The following is a 23,723-nucleotide window of genomic DNA, read 5'->3' on the forward strand; positions in this document are numbered from 1 at the left end:
TCTTCCGACAGTGCACGCGGTGATCGACTCGTGGATCGTCGCCAATTCGCCGCCGCCGCCGTGGCGCAGTCCCGCCGCCGCCCCGCCGCCGCGTCAGGCGGGCTCGACCGTGGCCCACGGCACACTGAGCTCGCCGAGCCGCCACCTGGTCGGCCCGTGCAGCACCGGCCAACCGCGGTCGCGCATGCCCCGCACCGTGGCGATCCACCGCTGCCGAGGTCCGTACGTGCCGAGCGGCGCCGCGACCGCCCACGACAGGTCGAGGTCGCGCAGGAACGCGTGCACCCGCTCACCCGGCACGTTCCGGTGGATGAGCGCCTTCGGCAGCCGTTCGGCGACGATCGACGGCACGTCGAGTCCGGCGAGCCGCAGCGACACCGTGAACGTCACGGGCGCGTGCTCGTCGAGCGTCACCCACGAGGCCACCCGCCCGACCTCGTTGCACGTCCCCTCGACCAGCGCGCCGCCGGGCTGCAGTCGGTCCTGCATGATCCGCCACGACCCCACCACGGCGGACTCGTCGTACTGCCGCAGCACGTTGAACGCCCGGATCACGGCGGGTCGACGCTGCCCGGGCGTGGGCGTCTCGAAGCCGCCGAGCCGGAACGTCACACCGTCGCGAGTGCCCGCGTTCGCGAACGCAACGCGTGCCGGTTCGATCTCGATGCCGGTGACCTCGACGTCCGGACGCACCAGGGCGAGACGGTCGCGCAGCTCGAGCGTCGTCGTCGGCGAGGCCCCGTACCCGACGTCGGCGACCAGCGGGTCGTCGGCCTTGCGGAGCGCCGGCAGCGACGCGATCCACCGGTCGACACGGCGGAGCCGGTTGTACCCGGTCGTCCCGCGCGTCACGTTCCCGATGGGCATGACGTCAAGGGTACGGGCCTGCCGACGCTCGGTAGACTCGGGAGCATGACCTCCACGCTCGTCCTGCTCCGTCACGGAAACAGTGACTGGAACCAGAAGAACCTGTTCACCGGTTGGGTCGACGTCCGGCTCAGCGAGCTGGGCGAGAAGGAGGCGAAGCGCGCCGGCGACCTCATCGCCGAATCGGGCATCGTCCCCGACGTCCTGTACACCTCGCTCCTCACCCGCGCGATCCAGACGGCCGACATCGCGCTGCTCCAGGCCGACCTCGCCTGGCTGCCGGTCAAGCGCGACTGGCGCCTCAACGAACGCCACTACGGCGACCTGCAGGGCAAGGACAAGGCCCAGACGCTGGCCGAGTACGGCGAGCAGCAGTTCATGGAGTGGCGCCGGTCGTTCGACGTCCCGCCGCCCCCCATCGCCGACGGCGCCGAGTGGTCGCAGGCCGGTGACCGCCGCTACGCCGACCTCGGCGACCAGCTGCCCCGCACCGAGTCGCTCAAGCTCGTGATCGACCGCCTGCTGCCCTACTGGGAGTCGGACATCACGAAGGACCTGGGCGAGGGCAAGACCGTGCTGGTCACCGCCCACGGCAACTCGCTCCGCGCGCTCGTCAAGCACCTCGACGACATCTCCGACGACGACATCGCCGGGCTGAACATCCCGACGGGCATCCCGCTGGTGTACGAGCTCGACGACGACTTCCGTCCGACGAAGCCGGCGTACTACCTCGACCCCGAGGCCGCTGCCGCCGGCGCTGCCGCCGTGGCCGCCCAGGGCGCCAAGAAGTAGCACCGCGCACACGAACGCTCCGTCCGGTCTCCGGGCGGGGCGTTCGTCGTTCTGCTTGTGGGGGCCGCGAAAGCGACAGTGTGCCGCGAATGTTCCGCCGACCCCTGTCGCTCTGCCGGGAGGAACGGATCACCGCTCCGACGACGTGTCGCTTCGGCAGGGCGGTCGGCTCCTCGAGCCTCGGCTGATCAGACGAAGTGCGACGCGATCTCCTGCACGAGGGCACCGACGTCGTAGGGCTTCGTCGTGTCGACGCGGACCACCGGGACGCCCGGCAGCCCGACCGGCTGCGCATCGTCGCCGTGCTCGTCCCAGAAGGCCAGCACGCCGGCCAGGTCCCCGTGCACCTCGTGCCGCACCGGGACGGTGCCCGGGTCGTACCGGTCGTGCAGCCGATCTGCGGCGGCGGCGCGGTCCGTGTCGCACCACACCTCGACGGCGCGAGGCGACCCGGCGGACGCGAGCCCGGCCTCCAGGAGGTCGCGGTCGCGTGACGGGAGCCAGACGGCGTCGAGGACGACCCCGTTCTCGACGGCCCGCGTCATCGACCACATGGTCTCCATCGCGATGCCACCGAGCGGCCGCGACGCGATCATCGGCCCGACGATGTCGGCGAGGGGCTCCTTGATCCGGTCCTTCGACAGGAACGGGCAACCGAGCACCTCGGCCAGCGCAGCTCCGATCGTGCTCTTGCCGGAACCGGGCATGCCGTTGACGATGATCGCGACCTGAGCCATGCGTCGATCCTCGCAGACCGCGCAGCCGCGGTCAGACCACGGCGCTCAGACCGCGGCGGTCGAACTCGAGGCGCCGGTCCAGTCGCCGGTCGCCAGGTACTCGACCTTCTTGGCGATCGACACCGCGTGGTCCGCGAAGCGCTCGTGGTAGCGGGAGGCCAGGGTGGCGTCGACGGTGTCGATCGGTCCGCCCTTCCACGCCTCGCCGAGCACGAAGTCGAACACGCTCGCGTGCAGCTCGTCGACGGCGTCGTCCTCGTCGCGGATCTCCGCGGCCAGGGCGATGTCCTCGGTCGCGAGCAGCCGCGTGAGCTTCTGCGACATCGCGACGTCGTGCTTGCCCATCTCCTTGAAGGTGCCGCGGAGGCCCTTCGGCACGACCTTCTCGGGGAAGCGCTGGCGGGCGAGCTGCGCGATGTGCTCGGCCATGTCGCCCATGCGCTCGAGCGAGGAGCTCACGCGCAGGGCGGTGACGACGACGCGCAGGTCGCGGGCGACCGGTGCCTGGCGGGCCAGGATGTCGATGGCGATCTCGTCGAGGCTGTTGGCGGCCTCGTCGATCTTCTGGTCATCGGCGATCACCTCCTCGGCGAGGGCGACGTCGGAGTCGCTGAAGGCCTGGGTGGCCCGGGTGATGGCGGACTCGACGAGTCCTGCGATCTCGGTCAGTCGCTCCTGGACGTCCTGGAGTTCCTGCTGGAAGACTTCGCGCATGGGGGAGTACCTCTCTCTGCGTACCGGACGAGTGTCGTCAGCCCAGGTGAACGAACGGTGACGTGGGGCTGAACGCTTCGCGATCCGGCCTTCCGGGACGGGTGAACGGTACCGGAACCCCGCATGACCATCCCTACACTGGCGGCATGGACAACGCGTGGCTCGTGCCACTGTCGATGCTCCTCGGCGGGGTCTTCGGCGCGGGCGTCGTGGTGCTGATCATCACCGCCGAGCGCACGGCTCGTGCAGCAGACGTGGCGGAACGCACCCTGCCGGACGGTGTCGCAGCGGTGATCGCGACGATGCACAACCCGGCGGTGGTCATCGACCCGTCGAACACGGTCGTGGCCGCATCGCCCCAGGCACTGACCGTCGGACTCGTCGTGCGGCGCCGGCTCGTGCACCAGGAACTCCTCGACCTGGTCGACCGGGTGCGCAAGAGCGGCGAGATGGGGGCGGAGGACCTCGAGCTCCCGCGCGGACGGCACGGGGAGCTCATCGGCTACCTCAGCTTCCGGGCCGCGCAGCTCGGCAACCGGTACGTGCTCATCACGGCCGACGACCTGACCGAGAGCCGGCGCATCGACGAGGTCCGCCGTGACTTCGTCGCCAACATCTCGCACGAGCTGAAGACCCCGATCGGCGCCATCGGCCTGCTGTCCGAGACCCTCGTGATCGCGGCCGACGACCCCGCGCACGTGAAGAAGTTCGCCGCGCAGCTCATCACCGAGTCCGAACGGCTCGGCGCCCTGACGAAGGACATCATCGAGCTGTCCCGGCTGCAGTCGGTCGACGCGTTGGAGAACAGCGAGGAGACCGGTGTCGACAAGATCGTGCAGGCCGCGGTCGACGCGAACGAGGTCGTCGCGCGCGCCCGCTCGATCGAGATCATCCGGGCGAAGAAGTCGAAGCTCCGGGTGATGGGCGACCCGGGCCTGCTGCAGGTCGCCGTCTCGAACCTCATCGCCAACGCGGTGAAGTACTCGCCCGACGGCACCCGCGTCGGCGTGGGCGTCCGGTCCGCGAAGGGCTTCGTCGAGATCGCGATCACCGACCAGGGCGTCGGCATCCCCGAGGCCGACCTGGACCGCGTGTTCGAGCGGTTCTACCGTGTCGACCCGGCACGGTCACGGGCCACCGGCGGCACCGGCCTGGGGCTCGCCATCGTCAAGCACGTCGTCGGCAACCACGGCGGCGACGTCCGTGTCTGGTCGCAGCCCGGCAAGGGCTCGACCTTCACCATCCGCCTGCCCGAGGCGGACACCGAACTGACCACCGCACTCGAAGAGCAACTGGAAGAGCAGCCATCGTGACCAAGATCCTCATCGTCGACGACGAGCCGGCCCTGAGCGAGCCCCTGGAGTTCCTGCTGCAGCGTGAGGGGTACGAGACCTCCGTCGCGGCCGACGGCGTGACCGCGCTGTCGAAGTTCGACTCGGAGAACCCGGACCTGGTGCTCCTCGACCTCATGCTGCCGGGGCTCTCCGGCACCGAGGTCTGCCGCCAGATCCGCACCCGGTCGAACGCGCCGATCATCATGTTGACGGCGAAGGACTCCGAGGTCGACATCGTCGTCGGGCTCGAGCTCGGCGCGGACGACTACGTGACGAAGCCGTACTCGACGCGCGAGCTGCTGGCCCGCATCCGTGCGGTCCTGCGCCGACGCACCGAGGACGACCCGGCGGACAGTGGGATCCTGCAGGTCGGGGGCATCCGGATGGACGTCGAGCGGCACACGGTGTCGGTGGACGGGTCGGAGACGGCGATGCCGCTCAAGGAGTTCGAGCTGCTCGAGCTGCTGCTCCGGAACGCCGGCCGGGTGCTCACCCGTGGGCAGCTCATCGACCGGGTGTGGGGCTCCGACTACTTCGGCGACACGAAGACGCTCGACGTGCACATCAAGCGCATCCGCTCGAAGATCGAGCGCGTGCCGTCCACCCCGGAGATCCTGGTGACGGTCCGCGGTCTCGGGTACCGCATCGAGGCCTGAGACGGACGGACAGGAGGCCCGGTGCGAGTCCCTGGGACTCGCACCGGGCCTCCCGTCTGACGCGGTGGCGCTTGCGCGGTGTGGCTACTCGCCGTCCGTCGGCGTGGCCGACGGGGTCTCGACCGGCAGCGTGATCTGGCTGGACGGCTCGGGGGTCGAGGTCGGCGCGAGGGTGGCGTACTCCTCTTGCGCGGTGGTCAGCACCGGCACGTTGGCCGAGACGCCCTCGGCGTCGGGGTACGAGAAGTACACCTTGACGAGCGAACCGGGCTTCGCGTCCGCGCTGTCGAAGTCGAGGGTGTCGTGCTGCGAGTCGTTCGCCAGGTCGACGTGCGAGTTCGCCGGCACCAGCACGGTCTCGGTGTCGCCACCGATCTCGACCGAAACGGTGATGCCGTCGGTGTCGGAGTTGTTCACCAGCGTGCCGATGAACCGCGCGCCCTCGCCGTCGTCCGAGATGAGGATGGCGTTCCGCACGTCGACCTTGCCGGTCGAGACGTTGACGCCGTCGGTGATCTGCTTGATGTCGACGGTGTGCGCGGGCGACATGAACTCGCACCCGGTGGCGCCCAGCGCGATGGTTGCCGCAACGGCGACGGACACGAGTACCCGAGCTCGCAAGAGATTCCTCCGTAAGTCGATGAGGACCAGACGGTCCCGCTCCATCTTAGCGATCACCGGGAAGGCCCAGTGCTGAGGGTCCCCTTACCCGAACACCCCTTGTGGTAAACTGGAAGTCTGGGAACGGAGCCTGATACATGCAATTCGAGGTCGGCGAGACCGTCGTCTACCCCCACCACGGGGCGGCAACCATCTCTGAAGTCAAGACGCGCGTCATCAAGGGCGAGGAAAAGGTCTACCTGAAACTGCGGGTCACGCAGGGTGACCTGACGATCGAGGTACCGGCGGACAACGTCGACCTGGTCGGAGTCCGCGACGTGATCGGCAAGGAAGGGCTCGACAAGGTGTTCGAGGTCCTCCGGGCGCCGTTCACAGAAGAGCCCACCAACTGGTCGCGCCGGTACAAGGCGAACCTCGAGAAGCTCGCTTCCGGGGACGTCATCAAGGTCTCCGAGGTCGTCCGCGACCTCTGGCGACGCGATCAGGACCGCGGCTTGTCCGCGGGCGAGAAGCGGATGCTGGCCAAGGCGCGGCAGATCCTGATCTCCGAGTTGGCCCTGGCCGAGAAGACCGACGAGGACAAGGCATCGACCGTCCTCGACGAAGTCCTCGCGTCCTGAGCGCACTGCACACCACGACGACCGCACGGTTCCCCGAAGGGGTGGACCGGGCGGTCGTCGTCGTTGCAGCCGGGTCCGGAACCCGGCTCGGCATCGGCACCGCGAAGGCGTTCGTGCCCGTCGCGGGGCAGCTCGTGCTCGCGCGGGCGCTCGAGCCGCTGTTCACGTTGTCGGCTCCGACGCTGGTCGTCGTGGTCGCGCCGTCGACCCTGCTCGAGGACTGCCGTCAGGTGGTCGCCTCGGTCGCGGGCGCTGCGGTCGCGTACACGGCGGTGGTTCCGGGAGGCACGGATCGCCACGGCTCGGTCCAGGCCGGCCTGGGCGTGCTGCCGGACTCCGTCACCGCGGTGCTGGTGCACGACGCGGCGCGGTGCCTCACGCCGGCCGCGCAGTTCGACCGGGTGTTCGACGCGGTCGAGGGTTCGGTCGCGACCGGCACCGGTAACGGCGTCGTCCCCGCGCTCCCCGTCACCGACACGGTCAAGCGGGTGTCCGGCGACGTGGTCGTCGAGACCGTCGACCGGTCCGCGCTCGTCGGGGTCCAGACGCCGCAGGGCTTCCCGCTCGACGCACTCCGACGGGCGTACGCGGTGTCGACGCAGTCCGAGACCGATGACGCCGGCGTGTTCCAGGCGGCCGGTGGCACGGTGCGCTTCGTGCCGGGTGACGCCGATGCCTTCAAGATCACGACGCCGTGGGACCTCGGACGAGCAGAGTCGATCGTCCGGTCGCGCGCCACGGTCCCGGGCGACCCCGGTGCCTCGGCGGCCCGGCTCGGGCTCGGGGTCGACGTGCACGCGTTCGACGTCGAGTCGCCGTGCCGCGTCGGCCTGCTCGACTTCCCCGGCGAACCCGGCCTCTCCGGGCACAGCGACGGTGACGCCGTGGCGCACGCGGTGTGCGACGCCCTGCTCTCCGCGGGTGGCCTCGGTGACATCGGTGGGACGTTCGGCACCGCGGACCCCGCCTACGCCGGTGCCGCCGGGGACGTCTTCATCCGCGGTGCCGTCGGGCTGCTCGCCGACGCCGGCCTCGTCCCCGTGTCGGTCACCGTCCAGGTCATCGGGAACCGGCCGCGCATCGGGGCCCGTCGCGCCGAGATGCAGGACGCCCTGTCCGCCGTCGTCGGTGCCCCCGTCGCGGTGTCCGGCACGACGACCGACGGCCTCGGGTTCACCGGCCGGGGCGAGGGGCTCGCCGCGATCGCCACGGCCGTCACCCGACCGGCCTGACGTCCTAGGCTTGGGATCGTGACCGTTCGCCTCTACGACTCCCGCGCCGCAGCCGTCGTCGACCTCGTCCCCCTGGTCGACGGACAGGTCAGCGTCTACGTCTGCGGTCCGACGGTGCAGTCGTCGCCGCACATCGGGCACCTGCGCTCGGCCCTGGTCTACGACATCTGGCGCCGCTGGCTGACGTACCGCGGTCTGCGCGTCACCCTCGTGCGGAACGTCACCGACATCGACGACAAGGTGCTCGATCTGGCCGCCGGCACCGACGAAGCGTGGTTCGCCCGCGCCTACCGCGTCGAGCTCGAGTTCACCGCCGCGTACAACGCCCTCGGCATCCTGCCCCCGACCTACGAGCCGCGGGCAACAGCGAGCGTGCCGCAGATGCACGACATCATCACGAAGCTCATCGACCGCGGTCACGCCTACGTCGCCGCCGACGACTCGGGCGACGTCTACTTCGACACCGGCAGCTGGGAGTCCTACGGGGCACTCACCCGGCAGCGTCGCGAGGACATGGTCGAGGCCGCCGACGCCGACCCCCGCGGCAAGCGGGACGCCCGCGACTTCGCGCTCTGGAAGGGTGCGAAGCCCGGCGAGCCGTCGACCGCGTCGTGGGACTCCCCGTGGGGCCCCGGTCGTCCGGGCTGGCACATCGAGTGCTCCGCCATGTCGCGGCGGTACCTCGGTCCGGCGTTCGACATCCACGGCGGCGGACTCGACCTGCGGTTCCCGCACCACGAGAACGAGCTCGCGCAGTCCACCGCGGCGGGCGACCCGTTCGCGTCGTACTGGTTGCACAACGGGCTCGTCACGGTCGAGGGCCAGAAGATGTCGAAGTCGCTCGGCAACTCGATCTTCGCCGCCGACTTCCTGGCCGCTGCCCGTCCGGCCGTGGTGCGGTACTTCCTGGGCGCCGCGCACTACCGCTCCTCGATCGACCACCACGACGGCTCGTTGGCCGAGGCCGAGGCGGCCTACGACCGCATCGACGGGTTCCTGCAGCGGGCCGAGGTGCGGCTCGAAGGCGTGCACCTCGCCGACGCCCCCGCCGTGCCGGACGCCTTCGCTGCCGCGATGGACGACGACCTCGCAGTGCCCCAGGCGCTGGCCGTCCTGCACGAGACCGTGCGCACCGGCAACGCTGCCCTGGACGCCGACGATGCGGAAACGCTCGGGGTCGCGTACCATCAGGTGGCCGCCATGGTAGAGGTCCTCGGCATCGACCCGCGAGCCGCCCACTGGTCGGGGGGCGGTCAGGACACCTCGGCAGGCCCGCTCGCCGCTCTCGTCGAACGCCTCGTGCAGGAGCGCGCGGACGCCAGGGCAGCACGGGACTTCGCTGCGGCCGACCGCGTGCGCGACGACCTCGCCGCCGCGGGCATCACGATCGAGGACACGCCGTCCGGAACACGCTGGAGCATCGCCTGAACACGGCAGTGCCGAACAGGAGCTACGCATGAAGAACGTCTCGGGAAGCAAGAAGGGTCGGCCCGGCGCCGTCCGCACCGGTCGCAAGGGCAACAAGCAGGTCGGTTCCGGTGGTCAGGGTGCCCAGGCGCTCGAGGGTCGCAAGCCGACCCCGAAGGCCGAGGACCGGCCGTACCACCCCGCCGGCAAGCGCAAGGCGGCGAAGGACCGCTTCGAGGCAGCCAAGGGCCGTCACGGTTCCTCGAGCACCCCGCAGGGCCGCACCGGTCGTCCGCCGGCCCGGAAGACCGATGACTCCGAGCTCGTGACCGGCCGCAACTCCGTGCTCGAGGCGCTGCGCACGAAGACCCCGTCGACGACGCTCTACATCGCGTCGCGCATCGAGGTCGACGACCGCGTCAAGGAGATCCTGACGCTCGCGAACCACCGCAGCGTGCCGATCATCGAGCTCATGCGCCCCGAGCTCGACCGCATCACCGGCCACGACAGCGTGCACCAGGGCGTCGCGCTCAAGGTGCCCGCGTACCAGTACGCCGTGTCCGAGGACATCGTCGAGCAGGCCTTCTCGCGCGACCAGGTCCCGCTGCTCGTCGCGCTCGACGGCATCACCGACCCCCGCAACCTCGGTGCGATCATCCGCTCGACCGCCGCGTTCGGCGGACACGGCGTCATCGTGCCGCAGCGTCGTTCGGTCGGCGTCACCGCGTCGGCGTGGAAGACCTCGGCCGGCGCCGCGGCCCGCACGCCCGTCGCGATGGCCCCGAACCTCACCCAGACGCTGAAGTCCCTCAAGTCGATGGGCCTGTTCGTCCTCGGTCTGGACGGCGACGGCGACGTGGAGCTCGACGGCCTCGCGCTCGCCGACCGCCCGATCGTGATCGTCGTCGGTTCCGAGGGCAAGGGCCTGTCGCGCCTGGTCACCGAGACCTGCGACGCGATCGTGTCGATCCCGATCTCGAGTGCGACTGAGTCCCTCAACGCCGGCATCGCCGCGAGCGTCACCCTGTGGGAGGTCGCCCGGCGCCGTCGCGCCGAGTAAGCCCCGGCGCTTCGTCCGCAGGAACGGTCGCCTCCCCTTGTGGGAGGCGGCCGTTCCTGCGTGCGGTGCCGGCCGGGTCAGGCCGGACGGGTCAAGACACGTCGGATGATGCCCGCCGTGTGGTCACGAGTCGTCGCTGCGCGACGCCTTAGGTGACGGTCCGTGACCGGCCGACGTGCACCTGGCGGGGTGTCGTGACCGCTCGACGTCCAACGGCATCACCGGCGGTGCAGGCGTGACGGTCTGGAGGTGCGGCGCCGGTCTCCGAGACGCGCGCCGGGCCTCCAGGCGGTCGCGTTCACGGACCCCGAACGGTCACGACATGTCGGACGGTGTCCTCCGGGTGGTCACGTGTCGTCGCTGCGCGACGCCGCCGGCGACGGTCTGTGACCAGTCGGCACCCACCCGGCGGGGTGTCGTGACCGACCGGGGACCGCGTCAGACGGTGGTGCGCCAGTCCTGGACGTCGGCGTCGTCGTCTGCGGGTTCCGCGTCGTCGACCACGGGGATCGGCAGCGTCATCGACGAAGTCGGCGGATTGATGAGCAGGCGCTCGTCGCGGCGGTGGCGCAGCACGTCGTTGATGTACGCCGTGGTGGCCTCGGGCAGCGAGACCGACCGCTCCTCTTCCTGCGACATGAACCAGCGGTGCTCGAGCAGTTCGTGGAAGACCTCCGCGGGTTCGAGGCGACCGCGCAGGTCACGGGGGATCGAGCGGACGACGGGCTCGAAGACCCGCGAGACCCACTCGTGCGCCACCATCTCCTCGTCGAGTTCGTCGCGGCCGTTGCGTGCGCGGTACGAGTCGAGGTCGTTGAGCAGGCGTCGGGCCTGGTTCTCGCCGGCGTCCAGGCCGGTCAGCCGCAGCAGGCGTCGCTGGTGGTGTCCGGCGTCGACGACCTTCGGCTGGATCCGCACCTGCGAACCGCCCTCGGTCGTGTGGATCGAGAGCTCCTCGATGTCGAAGCCGAGCTCGTTGAGCCGCTCGACGCGGTCGTTGATGCGCCAGCGTTCCTTGATGTCGAACTGCTCGGTGCCCGTGAGCTCGGTCCAGAGCGTCCGGTACTGCGCCACGATCCGGTTGGAGACGTCCACGGGGTCGGCGTTCTCGTCGAGACGGCCACCCGCCTCGAGGTCGAGGAGCTCGCCGGCGATGTTCACGCGCGCGACCTCGAGGTCGTTCTCGCGCTGCCCGTTCGACAGACCGCCGGGGTAGAGCTTGCCGGTCTCGGCGTCGACCAGGTACGCGGCGAACGAGCCCGCGTCGCGACGGAACAGCGTGTTCGAGAGCGACACGTCGCCCCAGTAGAAGCCGATGACGTGCAGCCGGACGAGCAGCAACGCGAGGGCGTCGACGAGACGGGTCGCGGTCTCCGGGCGCAGGGTCTGCGAGTACAGCGCGCGGTACGGCAGCGAGAAGCGCAGGTGCCGCGTCACGAGCACGGGGTGCAGCTGCTCGCCGTCCGCGTCGACCCGACCGGTGATGACGGCGACGGGGTCGACGCACGGCACGTCCATGCGCTGCAGCGTGCGGAGCATCTCGTACTCGGAGCGCGCGATCTCCTCGCCCGTCTCCTTCACGGCAGCGACGTACCCACTCAGGTGCACGAAGCGCACGAGGTGCCGCGAGATGCCCTTCGGCAGCGCGACGATCGTGTCGTCGGGCCAGTCCGCCAGCGGCAGGTCCCACGGCAGGTCGAGCAGACCGGGGTCAACGGTCGCTGCGGTGATGGACATCGAGTCGGGCACGGTGGATCCTTCGGTGTCGTGGGGGACAGCCGAGAGCCCGCGACCCGCCCTTGTGAGGCGGCGCGGGCTCTCGGGGAGTGCGCTTCGGTTACGCGCTGACGACGGCCTTGTCGTCCAGGCGCTCGCCCGACTCGGTGTCGAAGGCGTGCACGTGGCCCGACTTCGGCGTCACCACGATGGTGTCACCGATCGACGGGTGCGAACGGCCGTCCACGCGGGCGACGATGTCGACGCGCGTGCCCTTGACGTCGGCGTGACCGTAGAGGTAGCCGTCGGCGCCGAGTTCCTCGACCACGTCGACCGTCACCGGGAGGCCCTCGCCCGACTGCGCCACGACGACGTCCTCGGGGCGGATGCCCACGGTGATCTGGGCGGAACGCGCGTTGGAGAGCGTGTCGCGGTCGATCGCGTGGTTGAGCGTGCCGAACTTGATGCCGCCCTCGACGACGTCGGCCGGCAGCAGGTTCATCGCCGGCGAGCCGATGAAGCCCGCGACGAAGACGTTGTTCGGCTTCTCGTACAGGTCGCGCGGCGTGCCGACCTGCTGCAGGATGCCGTCCTTGAGCACCGCGATGCGGTCACCCATGGTCAGTGCCTCGGTCTGGTCGTGCGTGACGTAGACCGTGGTGACGCCGAGACGACGCTGGAGCGACGCGATCTGCGTACGGGTCTGGACGCGGAGCTTGGCGTCGAGGTTCGACAGCGGCTCGTCCATGAGGAACACCTGCGGCTGACGGACGATCGCACGGCCCATCGCGACGCGCTGACGCTGACCACCGGAGAGCGCCTTCGGCTTGCGGCCGAGGTAGTCCTCGAGGTCGAGGAGCTTCGCGGCTTCCTGCACGCGGGTGGCGCGCTCGTCCTTGCCGACACCGGCGATCTTGAGCGCGAAGCCCATGTTCTCGGCGACGGTCATGTGCGGGTACAGCGCGTAGTTCTGGAACACCATCGCGATGTCGCGGTCCTTCGGCGGGACGTCCGTGACGTCGCGGTCGCCGATGCGGATCTGACCGGAGTTGACCTCTTCGAGGCCGGCCAGCATGCGGAGCGAGGTGGACTTGCCACAACCCGAGGGGCCGACGAGGACGAGGAACTCGCCGTCGGCGACGTCCAGGTCGAGGGAGTCGACCGCGGGACGGTTGCCTCCGGGGTAGAGACGGGTTGCCTTGTCATAGGTGACGGACGCCATGAGCGTTCGGTCCTTTCTTCACCGGCAGGTACGTGCCGGACGATCCGAGTGAAGCGGTCAGCCCGCGAGGGCCCCGGATGGTCGTCGTCGACCATCGAGGTTCATACAACACGAGTTCTCGCGGGTGCGCCAGTGTTTTCCCCCTGGCCGGTCGGTTCCCAGAGCGTGGTTGGGTGGTTCCCAGAGCGGCCCACTACAATCGCCGGGTCCGTCCGCCGAGCGGGGGTAGGTCGTGCGGACGCCGATCAGGAGGACGACGCACCGATGACCAACCGCCCCGAGGGTGATGCCCGCGCCGCGCGGAACGAGCGCCGCGAAGCCGCCCGACAGCGAGCGCAGCGCCACAGGACACAGCAGAAGCGCCGCCAGCGCGGAACCCGGCTCGGACTCCAGATCGGACTCGGTGTCGTCCTGCTCGCAGCGGCCGCCGTCGTCACGCTCGTCCTGGTCGACTCCGTGAAGCCAGCAGGCCCCGGGCCCTCGACCATGTCGCAGGGCGGCATCACCCTCGGCGAGGGGCTCAAGCCCGTGACCGCGTCGAGCAGTGCGTCGCCGAGCGCCTCGGCGACCGCTGGTGCGGGCACGGTGCGCATCACGCTGTACGTCGACTACCTCTGCCCGACCTGCGGCGAGTTCGAACAGGCCAACGGCGACTACATCGAGAGCCTCGTCGACTCCGGCGCCGCCACCGTCGACATCCACCCGCTCGCGGTCCTGTCGAACCGGTCGCAGGGCACCAAGTACTCACTGCGCGCCGCGAACGCCGCGGCCTGCGTCGCCGAGCACTCGCCGGACCAGTTCTACGCGGTCAACAAGGCGCTCTACGCCGAGCAGCCGGAAGAAGGCACACCCGGGCTCACCGACGCGCAGCTCACCAAGGTCGTCACCGGGGTCTCCGGCCTGCAGGACCGCCGGGCCGTCACGAGCTGCATCGCCGACCAGGACTACAGCAAGTGGGTCGACGAGCAGACGACCGCGGTGTCCGGCGGCGACATCCCCGGGTCGACCCTGAGCGACTTCCCCGGCACGCCGCTGGTGCTCGTCAACGGGCAGCAGTACGAGCTCACGTCGCCGATCACGAACGACGACTTCCGCACCTTCGTGGTCACCGCGGCCGGTGCCACCGAGGCGACGCCCACCCCGACCCCCACGCCGAGCGCGACGCCGTCCCGCACGCGGAGCGCGACACCGACGCCCACGCCGACGAAGGGCTGATCGCTACAGCGACGAACCAGGGACGCTGAACGTGTCGCAGCTCGTCGCGCCCTGCTGGTAGCCGCGGACGAACCACTTCTGGCGCTGCTCACTCGAGCCGTGCGTGAACGAGTCCGGATCGACCCGGCCGCTCGAGCGCTCCTGGATGCTGTCGTCGCCCACGGCGCTCGCGGCGGACAGGGCATCGGCGATCTCGGACCGGCTGATCGGCTCGAAGAAGGTCTCGCCGTTCGCGTCCTCGGTGTTCGCCGCGTCGCCGACCCAGGCGCCGGCGTAGCAGTCGGCCTGCAGCTCGACGCGGACACTGCCGGACGAGGCCCCGGTGCCCGATCGGTCCGTGCTCGCGAAGGCACCCTGCAGCTGCTGGATGTGGTGGCCCCACTCGTGCGCGACGACGTACATCTGCGCGAGCGGCCCGCCCGACGACCCGTACTTCGACTGCAGGTCGTCGTAGAACGCGGTGTCGAGGTAGATCGCGCGGTCCGGCGGGCAGTAGAAGGGCCCGGTGGCGGCGGACGCCTGACCGCACGACGTGTCGGTCGAGCCGTCGAACAGGAAGAAGTCCGGCGCCGTGTACGAGATCCCGAGCTTCCGGGCCTCGGCCGTCCAGTAGCCGTCGAGTGACTCCGCGGCGCCCTCCATCCGGCACTCGACCTTGAGGTTGGCGTCTCGCCCGGTGCGGCACTCCGGCGCGGCGTCGACCGGCTGGTCCTGCTGCTGGATCTGCGTCGTGCCGCTGCCGCCGTCGACGAACCCGCTGAGGTCGACGCCCGTGAACTGCGCGATCAGGAAGACGACGATCGCCGTGACGCCGACGGCGCCGCCGCCGACCGCGGCCGTCCGACCCCGGCGCTTCACCCTGCCGCCCTTGAGCTGCGAATCGTCGTTGAACGTCATGCCCCCGAATGTACGGCCCACGGGACTCGCACGCCGCACGCATGCCCCGCGCGTACCGTCTGGGACGTCGGCGACCCCGACACGTGTCGTACAACCGGAAGGAACCGCAACCATGGCCACTCCCATCAGCACCGTGATGAGCCCCGCCCGCTACGTGCAGGGCAAGGACGCGATCACCCGCGTCGGCGAGTTCGTCGCCCCCATCGGCAAGCGCCCCCTGATCGTCGCCGACGACGTCGTGTGGGGCATCGTCGAGGCCGCGGTGACGACGAGCTTCCAGGCGGCCGACCTGCGGGTCGAGCGGGTCGGCTTCGGTCGCTTCGCGACGCCGAAGGCGGTCGACGACCTCGTCGAGCAGATCCGGTCGACTGACGCGGACGTCATCGTCGGGCTCGGCGGCGGTTCGGCGATCGACGCGGCCAAGGCCTCCGGGCACCTGGCCGGCATCCGCTGGGCGAGTGTCCCGACGGCGGCGAGCACCGACGCCCCGACCTCGGCGCTCGCGGTGATCTACTCCGAGGAAGGGGAGTTCATCGAGTACCGGTTCTTCCCGCACAACCCCGACCTCGTCCTCATCGACACGAAGCTCGTCGCGAACGCTCCCGTCCAGTTCCTGGTCGCGGGCATCGGCGACGCCCTGGCCACCTGGGTCGAGGCCCGTGCCGCCAAGCGTGCGAACGCCGACACCATGGCCGGCGGGCTGCAGACCGAAACCGGCGTCGCGCTCGCCGAGCTGTCCTGGAAGCTGCTGCACGAGAACGCCCTGCAGGCCATCGAGGCCGTGAAGGCCGGGGTCGTCACGCCCGCGCTCGAGAAGGTCGTCGAGGCGAACACCCTGCTGTCGGGCCTCGGGTTCGAGTCCGGCGGACTGGCGGCAGCGCACGCGATCCACAACGGACTGACCGCCGCTCCGCAGGCGCACGGTCTGGCGCACGGGCAGAAGGTCAACATCGGCACGATCGCGCAGCTCGTGCTCGAGGGTGCACCGGCCGAGGAGATCGAGGACTTCGTCGTCTTCACCACGAAGGTCGGCCTGCCGAACACCCTCACCGAGATCGGCCTGACCGTCGACGACACGACGGAACTCCGCGCCGTGGCCGAGGCCGCGACCGTCGAGGGCGAGACCATCCACAACATGCCGTTCCCGGTCACGCCGGAACTCGTGGTGGACGCGCTCATCGCCGTCGAGGGCATCGCGCGGAGCATCCGCGCCGAGCACGGTCTGCCGGAGCCGGTCCTGTACCAGCACCACTGAGGGACTGCTGCGCTGACGGATCGGGGTCAGGTGCGGACCAGCGGCTCCATCGTCGCCAGGTCCGCACCGATCCCGACGTCCACCAGCTCGATCCGTCCCGCGAGGGTGGCGGCGGGCCCCGTCAGCAGCCCGGCCTTCACCCCGCCGAACGTGACCGTGACGTCGGCGTGCAGCACGTGGTCGTCCGCGATCCCACCGGTGTCGACGTCGATGCCGCTCGGCACGTCGACGGCGACGACGAACGGTGCGCGCTGGTCGCGGGCGAGTTCACGGATGGCGTCGACGACCTCGCGGGCGGGGGAGCGGAGGGCCGCAGGCCCCTGCACCCCGATCCCGAGGATCGCGTCGAGCACCAGGTCGGCGTCGAGTGCCGCGTCCGTCACCGCAGCCTCCGGTCCGGCAGGATCATCGAGGAGGCGCGCCCCGGCGTCCAGCGCCGCTGCCAGGCCCGCCTCGTGCACGCGTGAGCCGACGCGCAGGACCGCCACGTGCCTCCCGGTCGCCGCCAGCCGCGCACCCGCGAACAGGGCGTCGCCACCGTTGTCGCCGCTGCCCACCCGCAGTAGGACGGACCCCGGTCCGTCGCCCGGCCGGACGGCCGGATCGTCGAGCAGGTCGCCGACGATGCGGGCCAGCCCGTCGGCCGCTCGTTGCATGAGGGGCTCACCCGCATCGAGGTGCGGCCGCTCTGCCGCCCGGATCTGGTCACCGCCGTAGCCGTCCATGGCGACCACAGTGCCCCGGTACCCTGGAGGGGACATGTCACTCGTCCCCGAAGCGCCCCGTCCCCGCATCGTGATGTCGCCCGACGGCCTCCGGATCGCGACCTACGACTTCGGCGATCCCGACGCCCCTGCGGTCGTCGCGGTGCACGGGTTCGCCTCCGGCGCGGTGCTGAACTGGCACGCCTCCGGCTGGACCCGCGACCTCGTCCGCGCCGGCTACCGCGTGCTGGCGTTCGACCAGCGCGGGCACGGTGCGAGCGCGAAGCCGCGCGACCCCGGCGCGTACTCGATGGACCTGCTCGTCGCGGACGTCACCACCGTCATCGACACGTACCTGCTCGACGAGGTCGCGTTCCTCGGGTACTCGCTCGGCGCACGCGTCGGCTGGCACACCGCCGAACGGTTGCCGGACCGCATCACCCGCGCGGTGTTCGGCGGCATCCCGGACGCCGACCCGATGCGCCGCGTGCGGGTCGACCAGGCGAAGGCGTACCTGGCGGACGGCACGCCGATCGAAGACCGCGTGACGAACGGCTACCTGACCATGGCCGGGAACGTCGAGGGGAACGACCTCGCAGCGCTCGTGGCGATGGTCGAGGGGATGCGCAACAGCATCGAGCCCACGCCCGACAACGCCCCGGCGCAGCCGATCCTGATGGCGGCCGGCAGCGAGGACGGCATCCGCGACAGCGCCGTGCGGTTGGCGCAGGCGGCCCCGGACGCGTCGTTCTTCGAGATCCCGGGGCGCAACCACTTCAACGCGCCGACGTCGCGGGCGTTCCGCGAAGCCGCGCTGGCGTTCCTGCGTTCCTGACCGCGGCGCGTTGTCCGCCCCGCGCTGAGGGGTACTCGTAGGTCCTCGTTGTCCCGGGACACCGCGCGTACCGTCCCGGCCATGGACTACAGACTCCTCGGCAACAGCGGGACATCGGTGTCGACGCTGACCCTCGGCACCATGACGTTCGGCAGCGAAGCCGACGAACCCACCTCCCACACCATCATCGACACGTTCGTCGCGGCCGGCGGCACCCTGATCGACACGGCCGACGTCTACTCGGGGAACGAGTCCGAGCGGATCATCGGTCGCTGGCTCGCGGCACACCCCACCGAGGCGCAGCAGGTCGTCCTCGCCACCAAGGGCCGCTTCCCGCAGGGTGACGGTCCGAACGACGTCGGCCTGTCGCGCCGGCACCTCCGGGTCGCCCTCGACGCCTCGCTCGAGCGCCTCGGCGTCGAGCACATCGACCTGTACCAGATGCACGCCTGGGACGCCCTGACGCCGATCGAGGAGACGCTGCGGTTCCTCGACGACGCGATCTCCGTCGGCAAGATCGGGTCCTATGGGTTCTCGAACTACCTCGGCTACCAGATCACGAAGGCCGTGTACGAGGCGAAGGCGCACGGTTGGGCCCCGCCGGTCACCCTGCAGCCGCAGTACAACCTGCTCGTCCGCGACATCGAGCACGAGATCGTCCCCGCCAGCCTCGACGCCGGGATCGGCCTGCTGCCCTGGTCGCCCCTGGCCGGCGGCTGGCTGTCCGGCAAGTACCAGCGCGACGAAGCGCCCACCGGCTCCACCCGCCTCGGCGAGAACCCGGCACGCGGCATGGAGGCCTGGGAAGCGCGGAACGGTGACGAGCGCACCTGGGCCGTCCTCGACGCGGTGTCCGCCGTCGCCGACGCGCACGGCGCCTCGCGGTCGCAGGTCGCCCTCGCCTGGCTGCTCGCCCGGCCGGCGGTGACGAGCGTGATCCTCGGCGCCCGGACCGTGTCCCAGCTCGAGGACAACCTCGGTGCGGCCGACCTCGTGCTGACCGACGCGGAGCTCACGCAGCTCACCGACGCCAGCGCGCCGCGCATCGACGACTACCCGTACGGCACCGCGGGCGTCGCACAGCGGGGGCGCAAGATCACCGGCGGGCGCTGAGGATCCGTGCACGTTCGTGCGGATTCGCGCTGATGTGGGCTCCGGGTGTGGACGCACGGTTCGGTGAGGTGTCATCCTCTTCGCACGACCGGCTGGTTACCGCGTCCAGCGCCCGGAACACTCCCTGATCCGTGTTCCACACGCGCCGATGCCCCGGGTGAGTGATCACCCGGGGCATCGCTTCGTGCCCGGCAGTGCGTCGCGATCCCTGCCGCGCATCGTGTACGGCAGTATTCCAGCGTGCTGCTCTGTTTCGTCGACGAATCGTTCAAACCGGACCTCTACGGGTTCGGCGCCGTGATGGCGGATGCCTCGCAGACCCGCTGGCTCACGCAACGCATGCACGAGATCGTCGCCGCGCTCCAGGAGTACGGCGTCGAGCCGCAGACGGAGTTCCACGCCCATCCGATCTTCCACGGAAAGGGAGCATGGAGCGGGGTGCCTCCGCGCGTGCGCGTGAAGGTGTTCCTCGACGTCGTCGAAGCCGTTGTTGCCTCCGGCGCGACCGTGTTGCTCCGCGGCGCTCGGCCGGAGCAACTCCGCCGTTACCAGGACACGCGTGGGTTCCGCGATCGGCACACTCCGGAGCAGGTTGCGTTCCAGCACCTGCTGCAACGGGTGGACAGGAGGGCCGGCGACCTGGAGATGCACGCCCTGGTCATCGCGGACGAACGGTCGGATCGGGACCGTCATCGTGAGCGCTTCGCGGTGTACCAGGCCTACGGGACCCCGGGAACGTACATGCAAACCCGGCTTGAACGGCTTCTCGACACGGTGCACTTCGCGCCGAGCCACTACTCCAGGATGCTGCAGGTCGCTGATCTCGTCGCGTTCGTCTGGGTGCGGTCCCAGACCGTAGACGAACGGGATCATCGTCAGGCGCGGGTCCTCTCCGCACTCGTCTCGGACATCGAGAGCTGCGCGTACAGCGCGGGGGTCTGGCCCTGACGAGTGCGGGGTGGAAGAAGCCCTGGACGCACGACAGCCCCGCTCGCGGCGGGGCTGAAGGCGGTGCGGGCGGCGAAGAGGTCGCGGCCTGCGAATCCAGTATATGGGGCCGGCAGCGGGACTTGAACCCGCAACCCCCGTATTACAAGTACGGTGCGCTACCAATTGCGCCATGCCGGCTGACGCCGCTCATCTTACCGGTGAGGGCGTCGGGGTCTCACTCGGCCGGCTTCTCCGAGAAGTTCAGCGAGATCGAGTTCATGCAGTACCGGTCGCCGGTGGGGGTGCCGAAGCCGTCGGGGAACACGTGGCCCAGGTGCGAACCGCAGTTCGCGCAACGGACCTCGGTGCGCACCATGCCGAGCGACTTGTCGTCGATCAGCTGCACGGCGTCGGGGTTCACCGACTCGTAGAACGACGGCCAGCCGCAGCCGGAGTCGAACTTCGTGCCGCTCTTGAACAGCTCTGCGTTGCAGGCCGCACAGGTGTAGACGCCAGCACGCTCCTCGTCGAGGAGTTCACCGGTCCACGGCCGTTCGGTCCCCGCCTGACGCAGGACGGCGTACTGGTCCGGGGAGAGGTCCTCGCGCCACTGGGCGTCGGACTTGTCGACGTTGTATGCCATTGTTTCCTCCTGCTTCCGGTCGGGTTCTTCCGGGCACTCCCGACCACTTCAGTAAACTCGCGACGATGTCCGAGCATTCCGTGCACCACGCCCGCTGGACCCGTCTGACGACGGACGAACTGTACGGCATCGTGGTGCTCCGGAACCGCGTCTTCGCACTCGAACAACGGGTGACGGCCGAGGACTTCGACGGCCGTGACCGCGAGCCCGAGACCGAGCACTGGTGGTTCGGTACGGACACCGAAGCGGTTGGGTACCTGAGGCTGATCCGACCGGCTGCGGGCGAGGAGCACCCGGCGGATGCACCGCCGCCGTCCTGGGTGATCGGCCGGGTCGCGACGCACCCCGACCACCGTGGGCAGGGCATCGCTGGCCGGCTCGTCGCCGCCGTGCTCGCGGCCCACGGGCACGAACCCGTCGTCCTGCACGCCCAGGAGTACGTCGCCGCGCTCTACGAACGCCACGGCTTCGTCCGGTTCGGGACGCCCTACGACGAAGCCGGCATCCGGCACGTCGGCATGCACCGCCCGGGGCGCTGATGGACACCCTCGGCCGGTACGCCGCCTACGCCGACCGCATCGAGGCCGTGTCCCCGTCCTACGCCGCCTGGGCGCGGTCGCTCGACCCTGCGTTGGTCGCGCTCCTCGACGAGGTCGCCGAGCAGCAGCGGCAGCCGGAACTCTTCTTCGCGGTCGCGCGGCGGCTCGGCGCGGATCCGTCGGACCCCGGTGCGCTGCGCGCGATCGGTCGGGAGGCCCGCCCCGCCCTGGTCGCAGCGCTCGCCTCCGCCACGGTGCAGGCCAACGACCCGCGGCGGCTCGGTCCCGTCGTCCCGCTGTTCGCGGCGCTCGCCGAGCGGGCCTCGCGGCCGCTCGGGTTGGTGGACGCAGGGGGTGCCGCCGGGCTCTGCTCGATCCCGGACCGGGTCACGCTCGACCACCGGAAGTCGGAGTCCCGGGTGCCGGCGGATCGCGCCCCGGTGCTGTCGTCGCGCCCCGACTCCTCGGGGCGCGACGACCACGGCGGGGCGCGCACCGAGGTCGTCCGGATGCACACGGCGGTCGACGACCCGTCGATCCGGCTCGTCGTCGAGGCCTCGGGGACGGTGCCGGCTCCGGCCCGCGCGCCGATCCGCGTCGGTGCGCGGGTGCTGCTCGACCCGAACCCGATCGACCTGTGGGCGGACGGCGCGTTCGACCGTCTGGTCGAAGCGGTCCCACCAGAGGCCCTGGACCGGACCGCCCTGATGCGCGAGGCGGCGCGCGCGACGCTCGCCGTGCCTCCCGTACGGATCCGGGGCACGCTGCCGGGCGACCTCGACCGTGCACTGGACGCCCTGCCGGACGACGTGGAGCCGGTCGTGCTGACCACCGGCACCCTTGTCTACGTGCCGGGTGCCGAGCGCCAGCGGTTCGTGGACCGCGTCCGCGAACGCGGCGTGCACTGGATCGCGCTCGAACGCACCGGGATCCTGCGCGGTGTGGCGGCGACGCTGCCCGACGACGTCGACGTGGCGGATCCGGACGCCTTCGCCACGGCCTCGATCGACGGCACCGCGGTCGCCGTCTCGGACCCGTTCGGCACGCGTGTGCGCTGGTTCCGCGACCCGAACCTGTGACCGGTGTTCGCGACAGTCCAGCGCCGTGCCAGGGTCCGGATGCTCTCCGCCCCTACGATGTGCGAGACCCGTTACCCGACCGTGATCGGAACCGCCGTGACCAGCCCCACCGACGAGCACCGCGCTGACGAGCACCGCGCTGACCAGCACCGCGCTGACCAGCACCGCGCTGACCAGCACCGCGCTGACCAGCTCAGTGAGCTCGCGCAGCGTGTGCTGTCGTTCGAGCACGACCGGGCACGGCACGACCGCACGAAGGAAGCGGAGATCCGGGTCGAGTTCGAGATGTCGGCGGCGCGCTACTACCAGGTGCTGAACCGCGTGATCGACTCGCCCGCGGCACTCGCGTACGACCCGCAGCTCGTCAGCAGGCTGCAGCGGCTCCGGCACGCGCGCACCAGCGCCCGGGCGACGCGCAGCTTCGTCGCGCCCGGTGCTGCTCCCGAAGGACGTGAAGAGGAACGATGAGCACCAGATACCCCCGTGACCGGTTCGACGACGTCGCCGACGGCCCCCGGGTCGGCGCACACCGCGGTGCCCAGCGCCGCGGCCGTGGCTGGATCGCGTTCGCCTGGGCGGCACTCGCCACCGGTGTGCTCGTCGGCATCGGTGTGCTCGTCCTCGCGCTCCTGAACGGCAGCTACTCGTTCAGCGGCTCGGACTCGCCCTCGGCGTCGACGAGCTCGTCGGCCACGTCGAAGCCGTCCGCGTCCGCCACCTCGAAGCCCTCGGCGTCGTCGTCGGCCGGGTCGGGTGCGGACTCCGGAGCCGCTGCCGCGACGCCGGCACAGCAGGGCACGACCACCGTCGTCGTCCTGAACGGCACGACGACCACCGGTCTCGCCGCCCGCGCCAGCGCCACACTGACCGGTGCCGGCTGGCAGGTCGCCTCGACCGGGGACGCCGGCACGACCGGGTCGACCTCGACCGTCGTGTACTACCAGCAGGCCGCACAGGCGGCGGTCGCGCAGGGCATCGCGAAGCAGCTCGGGGTCACCGCCGTGCAGCAGTCGGCAGCGTTCCCGAACGCCGACGTGAGCGTCGTGCTCGGGGCCGACTACACCGGCTGATCCGCATTCCGCGGGCGCTCCCCACCCGCATTTGTGACGGTCGTGTTTCGGGCACGTTGATTTCTGACGGAATCGACGTGAAACAACGTCACACCTCTTGCCTGATCGGCGCGCTTCGAGCAGAGTCCCTTGCAGACGGCGAACACGTCGTTCGCACGGCAGTACCAGGGAGCAAGAGATCATGGCCAACGGAACCGTGAAGTGGTTCAACGCTGAAAAGGGCTTCGGCTTCATCACCGTCGATGGAGGAGGCCAGGACGTGTTCGTGCACTACTCGGCCATCGACATGTCGGGTTACAAGGTCCTCGAGGAGGGCCAGGCAGTGGTGTTCGACGTCGGCACCGGGTCGAAGGGCCCGCAGGCGGAGGCAGTCCGACCGGCCTGAACGCACGACACTCATCGCGAACGCGCCGTCCCGTCAGGGGCGGCGCGTTCGTCGTGCGTGGCCCGCGCTGCATGACGTGC

General features: G+C 70.5%; 26 protein-coding genes and 1 tRNA gene. 17 read left to right on the top strand and 10 right to left on the bottom strand.

What is annotated here, in order from left to right:
- Nucleotides 1-93: 93 nt before the first annotated feature.
- The gene (locus tag EDF31_RS10240; protein WP_131846048.1) at nt 94-867 is read right to left on the bottom strand and encodes a class I SAM-dependent methyltransferase; all 774 of its coding nucleotides are present in this window, start codon (nt 865-867) and stop codon (nt 94-96) included.
- A gap of 45 nt (nt 868-912) precedes the next feature.
- Between EDF31_RS10240 and EDF31_RS10245 the strand changes: the two genes are divergently transcribed.
- The gene (locus EDF31_RS10245; protein ID WP_123293294.1) at nt 913-1,659 is read left to right on the top strand and encodes a phosphoglyceromutase; all 747 of its coding nucleotides are present in this window, start codon (nt 913-915) and stop codon (nt 1,657-1,659) included.
- A 188-nt stretch (nt 1,660-1,847) separates the two neighbouring features.
- Here the strand turns inward: EDF31_RS10245 and EDF31_RS10250 are convergent, their stop codons facing one another.
- Together EDF31_RS10250 and phoU are read right to left on the bottom strand one after the other, a co-directional pair.
- Nucleotides 1,848-2,396, bottom strand: a complete 549-nt coding sequence (locus EDF31_RS10250; protein ID WP_131846049.1) for an AAA family ATPase — start codon at nt 2,394-2,396, stop codon at nt 1,848-1,850.
- Nucleotides 2,397-2,441: 45 nt separating this feature from the next.
- Nucleotides 2,442-3,110: a phosphate signaling complex protein PhoU gene (gene phoU, locus EDF31_RS10255; RefSeq protein WP_123293296.1), complete on the bottom strand. Its 669-nt coding sequence runs from the start codon at nt 3,108-3,110 to the stop codon at nt 2,442-2,444.
- A 146-nt stretch (nt 3,111-3,256) separates the two neighbouring features.
- On the opposite strand from phoU, the gene EDF31_RS10260 reads away from it, so the two are divergent.
- A complete protein-coding gene (locus EDF31_RS10260) occupies nt 3,257-4,423 on the top strand; it encodes an ATP-binding protein (RefSeq protein WP_131846050.1) in 1,167 nt (388 codons plus the stop codon).
- Nucleotides 4,420-5,100 carry a response regulator transcription factor gene (locus tag EDF31_RS10265; protein WP_111085241.1) on the top strand — a complete coding sequence of 227 codons (681 nt, stop codon included), beginning with the start codon at nt 4,420-4,422 and terminating at the stop codon, nt 5,098-5,100. The genes EDF31_RS10260 and EDF31_RS10265 overlap by 4 nt, the downstream gene beginning before the upstream one ends.
- An 84-nt stretch (nt 5,101-5,184) precedes the next feature.
- On the opposite strand, the gene EDF31_RS10270 is transcribed toward EDF31_RS10265, so the two are convergent.
- Nucleotides 5,185-5,721: a hypothetical protein gene (locus EDF31_RS10270; RefSeq protein ID WP_131846051.1), complete on the bottom strand. Its 537-nt coding sequence runs from the start codon at nt 5,719-5,721 to the stop codon at nt 5,185-5,187.
- Nucleotides 5,722-5,858: 137 nt separating this feature from the next.
- On the opposite strand from EDF31_RS10270, the gene EDF31_RS10275 reads away from it, so the two are divergent.
- The 4 genes from EDF31_RS10275 to rlmB are packed head-to-tail and all read left to right on the top strand — an operon-like array spanning nt 5,859 to nt 10,040.
- Entirely contained in the window at nt 5,859-6,341 is a 483-nt protein-coding gene (locus EDF31_RS10275; RefSeq protein ID WP_017888066.1) for a CarD family transcriptional regulator, read from the top strand.
- A 41-nt stretch (nt 6,342-6,382) separates the two neighbouring features.
- A complete protein-coding gene (ispD, locus tag EDF31_RS10280) occupies nt 6,383-7,573 on the top strand; it encodes a 2-C-methyl-D-erythritol 4-phosphate cytidylyltransferase (RefSeq protein WP_131846052.1) in 1,191 nt (396 codons plus the stop codon).
- 18 nt (nt 7,574-7,591) lie between these two features.
- Entirely contained in the window at nt 7,592-9,001 is a 1,410-nt protein-coding gene (cysS, locus tag EDF31_RS10285; protein ID WP_123671505.1) for a cysteine--tRNA ligase, read from the top strand.
- Nucleotides 9,002-9,029: 28 nt separating this feature from the next.
- Complete coding sequence (gene rlmB / locus EDF31_RS10290) at nt 9,030-10,040, top strand: 23S rRNA (guanosine(2251)-2'-O)-methyltransferase RlmB (protein ID WP_123936859.1); 1,011 nt, start codon at nt 9,030-9,032, stop codon at nt 10,038-10,040.
- Between the two features lie 438 nt (nt 10,041-10,478).
- Here the strand turns inward: rlmB and EDF31_RS10295 are convergent, their stop codons facing one another.
- Together EDF31_RS10295 and ugpC are read right to left on the bottom strand one after the other, a co-directional pair.
- On the bottom strand, nt 10,479-11,789 hold the full coding sequence (locus tag EDF31_RS10295) for a DUF4032 domain-containing protein (RefSeq protein WP_131846053.1): 1,311 nt from the start codon (nt 11,787-11,789) through the stop codon (nt 10,479-10,481).
- Nucleotides 11,790-11,877: 88 nt separating this feature from the next.
- Nucleotides 11,878-12,978, bottom strand: coding sequence for a sn-glycerol-3-phosphate ABC transporter ATP-binding protein UgpC (ugpC, locus tag EDF31_RS10300; protein WP_123293301.1), 1,101 nt, complete (start codon nt 12,976-12,978; stop codon nt 11,878-11,880).
- 264 nt (nt 12,979-13,242) lie between these two features.
- Here ugpC and EDF31_RS10305 point away from each other — a divergent pair, with 264 nt between their 5' ends.
- Complete coding sequence (locus EDF31_RS10305) at nt 13,243-14,193, top strand: thioredoxin domain-containing protein (protein ID WP_123936858.1); 951 nt, start codon at nt 13,243-13,245, stop codon at nt 14,191-14,193.
- A 3-nt stretch (nt 14,194-14,196) separates the two neighbouring features.
- On the opposite strand, the gene EDF31_RS10310 is transcribed toward EDF31_RS10305, so the two are convergent.
- Nucleotides 14,197-15,090 (bottom strand): neutral zinc metallopeptidase, encoded by an 894-nt coding sequence (locus tag EDF31_RS10310; RefSeq protein WP_131846054.1) that lies wholly within the window; start codon nt 15,088-15,090, stop codon nt 14,197-14,199.
- 112 nt (nt 15,091-15,202) lie between these two features.
- Here EDF31_RS10310 and EDF31_RS10315 point away from each other — a divergent pair, with 112 nt between their 5' ends.
- A complete protein-coding gene (locus EDF31_RS10315; RefSeq protein WP_111085230.1) occupies nt 15,203-16,345 on the top strand; it encodes a glycerol dehydrogenase in 1,143 nt (380 codons plus the stop codon).
- A 26-nt stretch (nt 16,346-16,371) separates the two neighbouring features.
- Here the strand turns inward: EDF31_RS10315 and EDF31_RS10320 are convergent, their stop codons facing one another.
- A complete protein-coding gene (locus EDF31_RS10320; protein ID WP_131846055.1) occupies nt 16,372-17,070 on the bottom strand; it encodes an NAD(P)H-hydrate epimerase in 699 nt (232 codons plus the stop codon).
- A gap of 34 nt (nt 17,071-17,104) precedes the next feature.
- Here EDF31_RS10320 and EDF31_RS10325 point away from each other — a divergent pair, with 34 nt between their 5' ends.
- The 3 genes from EDF31_RS10325 to EDF31_RS10335 all read left to right on the top strand — a co-directional run bounded on the left by EDF31_RS10325 (nt 17,105) and on the right by EDF31_RS10335 (nt 19,945).
- The gene (locus EDF31_RS10325; protein ID WP_111085229.1) at nt 17,105-17,884 is read left to right on the top strand and encodes an alpha/beta hydrolase; all 780 of its coding nucleotides are present in this window, start codon (nt 17,105-17,107) and stop codon (nt 17,882-17,884) included.
- Between the two features lie 81 nt (nt 17,885-17,965).
- Nucleotides 17,966-18,997, top strand: a complete 1,032-nt coding sequence (locus EDF31_RS10330; protein ID WP_131846056.1) for an aldo/keto reductase — start codon at nt 17,966-17,968, stop codon at nt 18,995-18,997.
- Nucleotides 18,998-19,237: 240 nt separating this feature from the next.
- The gene (locus tag EDF31_RS10335; RefSeq protein WP_165901386.1) at nt 19,238-19,945 is read left to right on the top strand and encodes a DUF3800 domain-containing protein; all 708 of its coding nucleotides are present in this window, start codon (nt 19,238-19,240) and stop codon (nt 19,943-19,945) included.
- 104 nt (nt 19,946-20,049) lie between these two features.
- On the opposite strand, the gene EDF31_RS10340 is transcribed toward EDF31_RS10335, so the two are convergent.
- Nucleotides 20,050-20,125: transfer RNA gene (locus EDF31_RS10340), tRNA-Thr, on the bottom strand.
- Nucleotides 20,126-20,162: 37 nt separating this feature from the next.
- Nucleotides 20,163-20,570 (bottom strand): peptide-methionine (R)-S-oxide reductase MsrB, encoded by a 408-nt coding sequence (gene msrB / locus EDF31_RS10345; protein WP_131846058.1) that lies wholly within the window; start codon nt 20,568-20,570, stop codon nt 20,163-20,165.
- A 65-nt stretch (nt 20,571-20,635) separates the two neighbouring features.
- On the opposite strand from msrB, the gene EDF31_RS10350 reads away from it, so the two are divergent.
- The 5 genes from EDF31_RS10350 to EDF31_RS10370 all read left to right on the top strand — a co-directional run bounded on the left by EDF31_RS10350 (nt 20,636) and on the right by EDF31_RS10370 (nt 23,643).
- Nucleotides 20,636-21,109, top strand: a complete 474-nt coding sequence (locus EDF31_RS10350) for a GNAT family N-acetyltransferase (RefSeq protein ID WP_131846059.1) — start codon at nt 20,636-20,638, stop codon at nt 21,107-21,109.
- Entirely contained in the window at nt 21,109-22,188 is a 1,080-nt protein-coding gene (locus EDF31_RS10355; RefSeq protein WP_131846060.1) for a DUF2332 family protein, read from the top strand. The genes EDF31_RS10350 and EDF31_RS10355 overlap by 1 nt, the downstream gene beginning before the upstream one ends.
- A gap of 96 nt (nt 22,189-22,284) precedes the next feature.
- The gene (locus tag EDF31_RS10360) at nt 22,285-22,656 is read left to right on the top strand and encodes a DUF3263 domain-containing protein (protein WP_243649966.1); all 372 of its coding nucleotides are present in this window, start codon (nt 22,285-22,287) and stop codon (nt 22,654-22,656) included.
- Nucleotides 22,653-23,258 carry a LytR C-terminal domain-containing protein gene (locus EDF31_RS10365; RefSeq protein ID WP_131846061.1) on the top strand — a complete coding sequence of 202 codons (606 nt, stop codon included), beginning with the start codon at nt 22,653-22,655 and terminating at the stop codon, nt 23,256-23,258. The genes EDF31_RS10360 and EDF31_RS10365 overlap by 4 nt, the downstream gene beginning before the upstream one ends.
- Nucleotides 23,259-23,439: 181 nt before the next feature.
- Complete coding sequence (locus tag EDF31_RS10370; RefSeq protein WP_111085222.1) at nt 23,440-23,643, top strand: cold-shock protein; 204 nt, start codon at nt 23,440-23,442, stop codon at nt 23,641-23,643.
- The last annotated feature ends 80 nt before the right edge of the window (nt 23,644-23,723 follow it).

Source organism: Curtobacterium sp. PhB142, from assembly GCF_004341255.1.
Classification (GTDB): domain Bacteria; phylum Actinomycetota; class Actinomycetes; order Actinomycetales; family Microbacteriaceae; genus Curtobacterium.

What these genes read in the sequence shown, in the direction of transcription:
- EDF31_RS10305 (WP_123936858.1), top strand. Translation starts at nt 13,243, where the DNA reads ATGACCAACCGCCCCGAGGGTGATGCCCGCGCCGCGCGGAACGAGCGC.
- EDF31_RS10370 (WP_111085222.1), top strand. Translation starts at nt 23,440, where the DNA reads ATGGCCAACGGAACCGTGAAGTGGTTCAACGCTGAAAAGGGCTTCGGC.
- ugpC (WP_123293301.1), bottom strand. Translation starts at nt 12,978, where the DNA reads ATGGCGTCCGTCACCTATGACAAGGCAACCCGTCTCTACCCCGGAGGC.
- EDF31_RS10315 (WP_111085230.1), top strand. Translation starts at nt 15,203, where the DNA reads ATGGCCACTCCCATCAGCACCGTGATGAGCCCCGCCCGCTACGTGCAG.
- EDF31_RS10350 (WP_131846059.1), top strand. Translation starts at nt 20,636, where the DNA reads ATGTCCGAGCATTCCGTGCACCACGCCCGCTGGACCCGTCTGACGACG.
- EDF31_RS10325 (WP_111085229.1), top strand. Translation starts at nt 17,105, where the DNA reads ATGTCACTCGTCCCCGAAGCGCCCCGTCCCCGCATCGTGATGTCGCCC.
- phoU (WP_123293296.1), bottom strand. Translation starts at nt 3,110, where the DNA reads ATGCGCGAAGTCTTCCAGCAGGAACTCCAGGACGTCCAGGAGCGACTG.
- rlmB (WP_123936859.1), top strand. Translation starts at nt 9,030, where the DNA reads ATGAAGAACGTCTCGGGAAGCAAGAAGGGTCGGCCCGGCGCCGTCCGC.
- EDF31_RS10260 (WP_131846050.1), top strand. Translation starts at nt 3,257, where the DNA reads ATGGACAACGCGTGGCTCGTGCCACTGTCGATGCTCCTCGGCGGGGTC.
- EDF31_RS10275 (WP_017888066.1), top strand. Translation starts at nt 5,859, where the DNA reads ATGCAATTCGAGGTCGGCGAGACCGTCGTCTACCCCCACCACGGGGCG.
- msrB (WP_131846058.1), bottom strand. Translation starts at nt 20,570, where the DNA reads ATGGCATACAACGTCGACAAGTCCGACGCCCAGTGGCGCGAGGACCTC.
- EDF31_RS10250 (WP_131846049.1), bottom strand. Translation starts at nt 2,396, where the DNA reads ATGGCTCAGGTCGCGATCATCGTCAACGGCATGCCCGGTTCCGGCAAG.
- EDF31_RS10355 (WP_131846060.1), top strand. Translation starts at nt 21,109, where the DNA reads ATGGACACCCTCGGCCGGTACGCCGCCTACGCCGACCGCATCGAGGCC.
- EDF31_RS10245 (WP_123293294.1), top strand. Translation starts at nt 913, where the DNA reads ATGACCTCCACGCTCGTCCTGCTCCGTCACGGAAACAGTGACTGGAAC.
- EDF31_RS10320 (WP_131846055.1), bottom strand. Translation starts at nt 17,070, where the DNA reads ATGGACGGCTACGGCGGTGACCAGATCCGGGCGGCAGAGCGGCCGCAC.
- EDF31_RS10365 (WP_131846061.1), top strand. Translation starts at nt 22,653, where the DNA reads ATGAGCACCAGATACCCCCGTGACCGGTTCGACGACGTCGCCGACGGC.
- EDF31_RS10240 (WP_131846048.1), bottom strand. Translation starts at nt 867, where the DNA reads ATGCCCATCGGGAACGTGACGCGCGGGACGACCGGGTACAACCGGCTC.
- EDF31_RS10330 (WP_131846056.1), top strand. Translation starts at nt 17,966, where the DNA reads ATGGACTACAGACTCCTCGGCAACAGCGGGACATCGGTGTCGACGCTG.
- EDF31_RS10310 (WP_131846054.1), bottom strand. Translation starts at nt 15,090, where the DNA reads ATGACGTTCAACGACGATTCGCAGCTCAAGGGCGGCAGGGTGAAGCGC.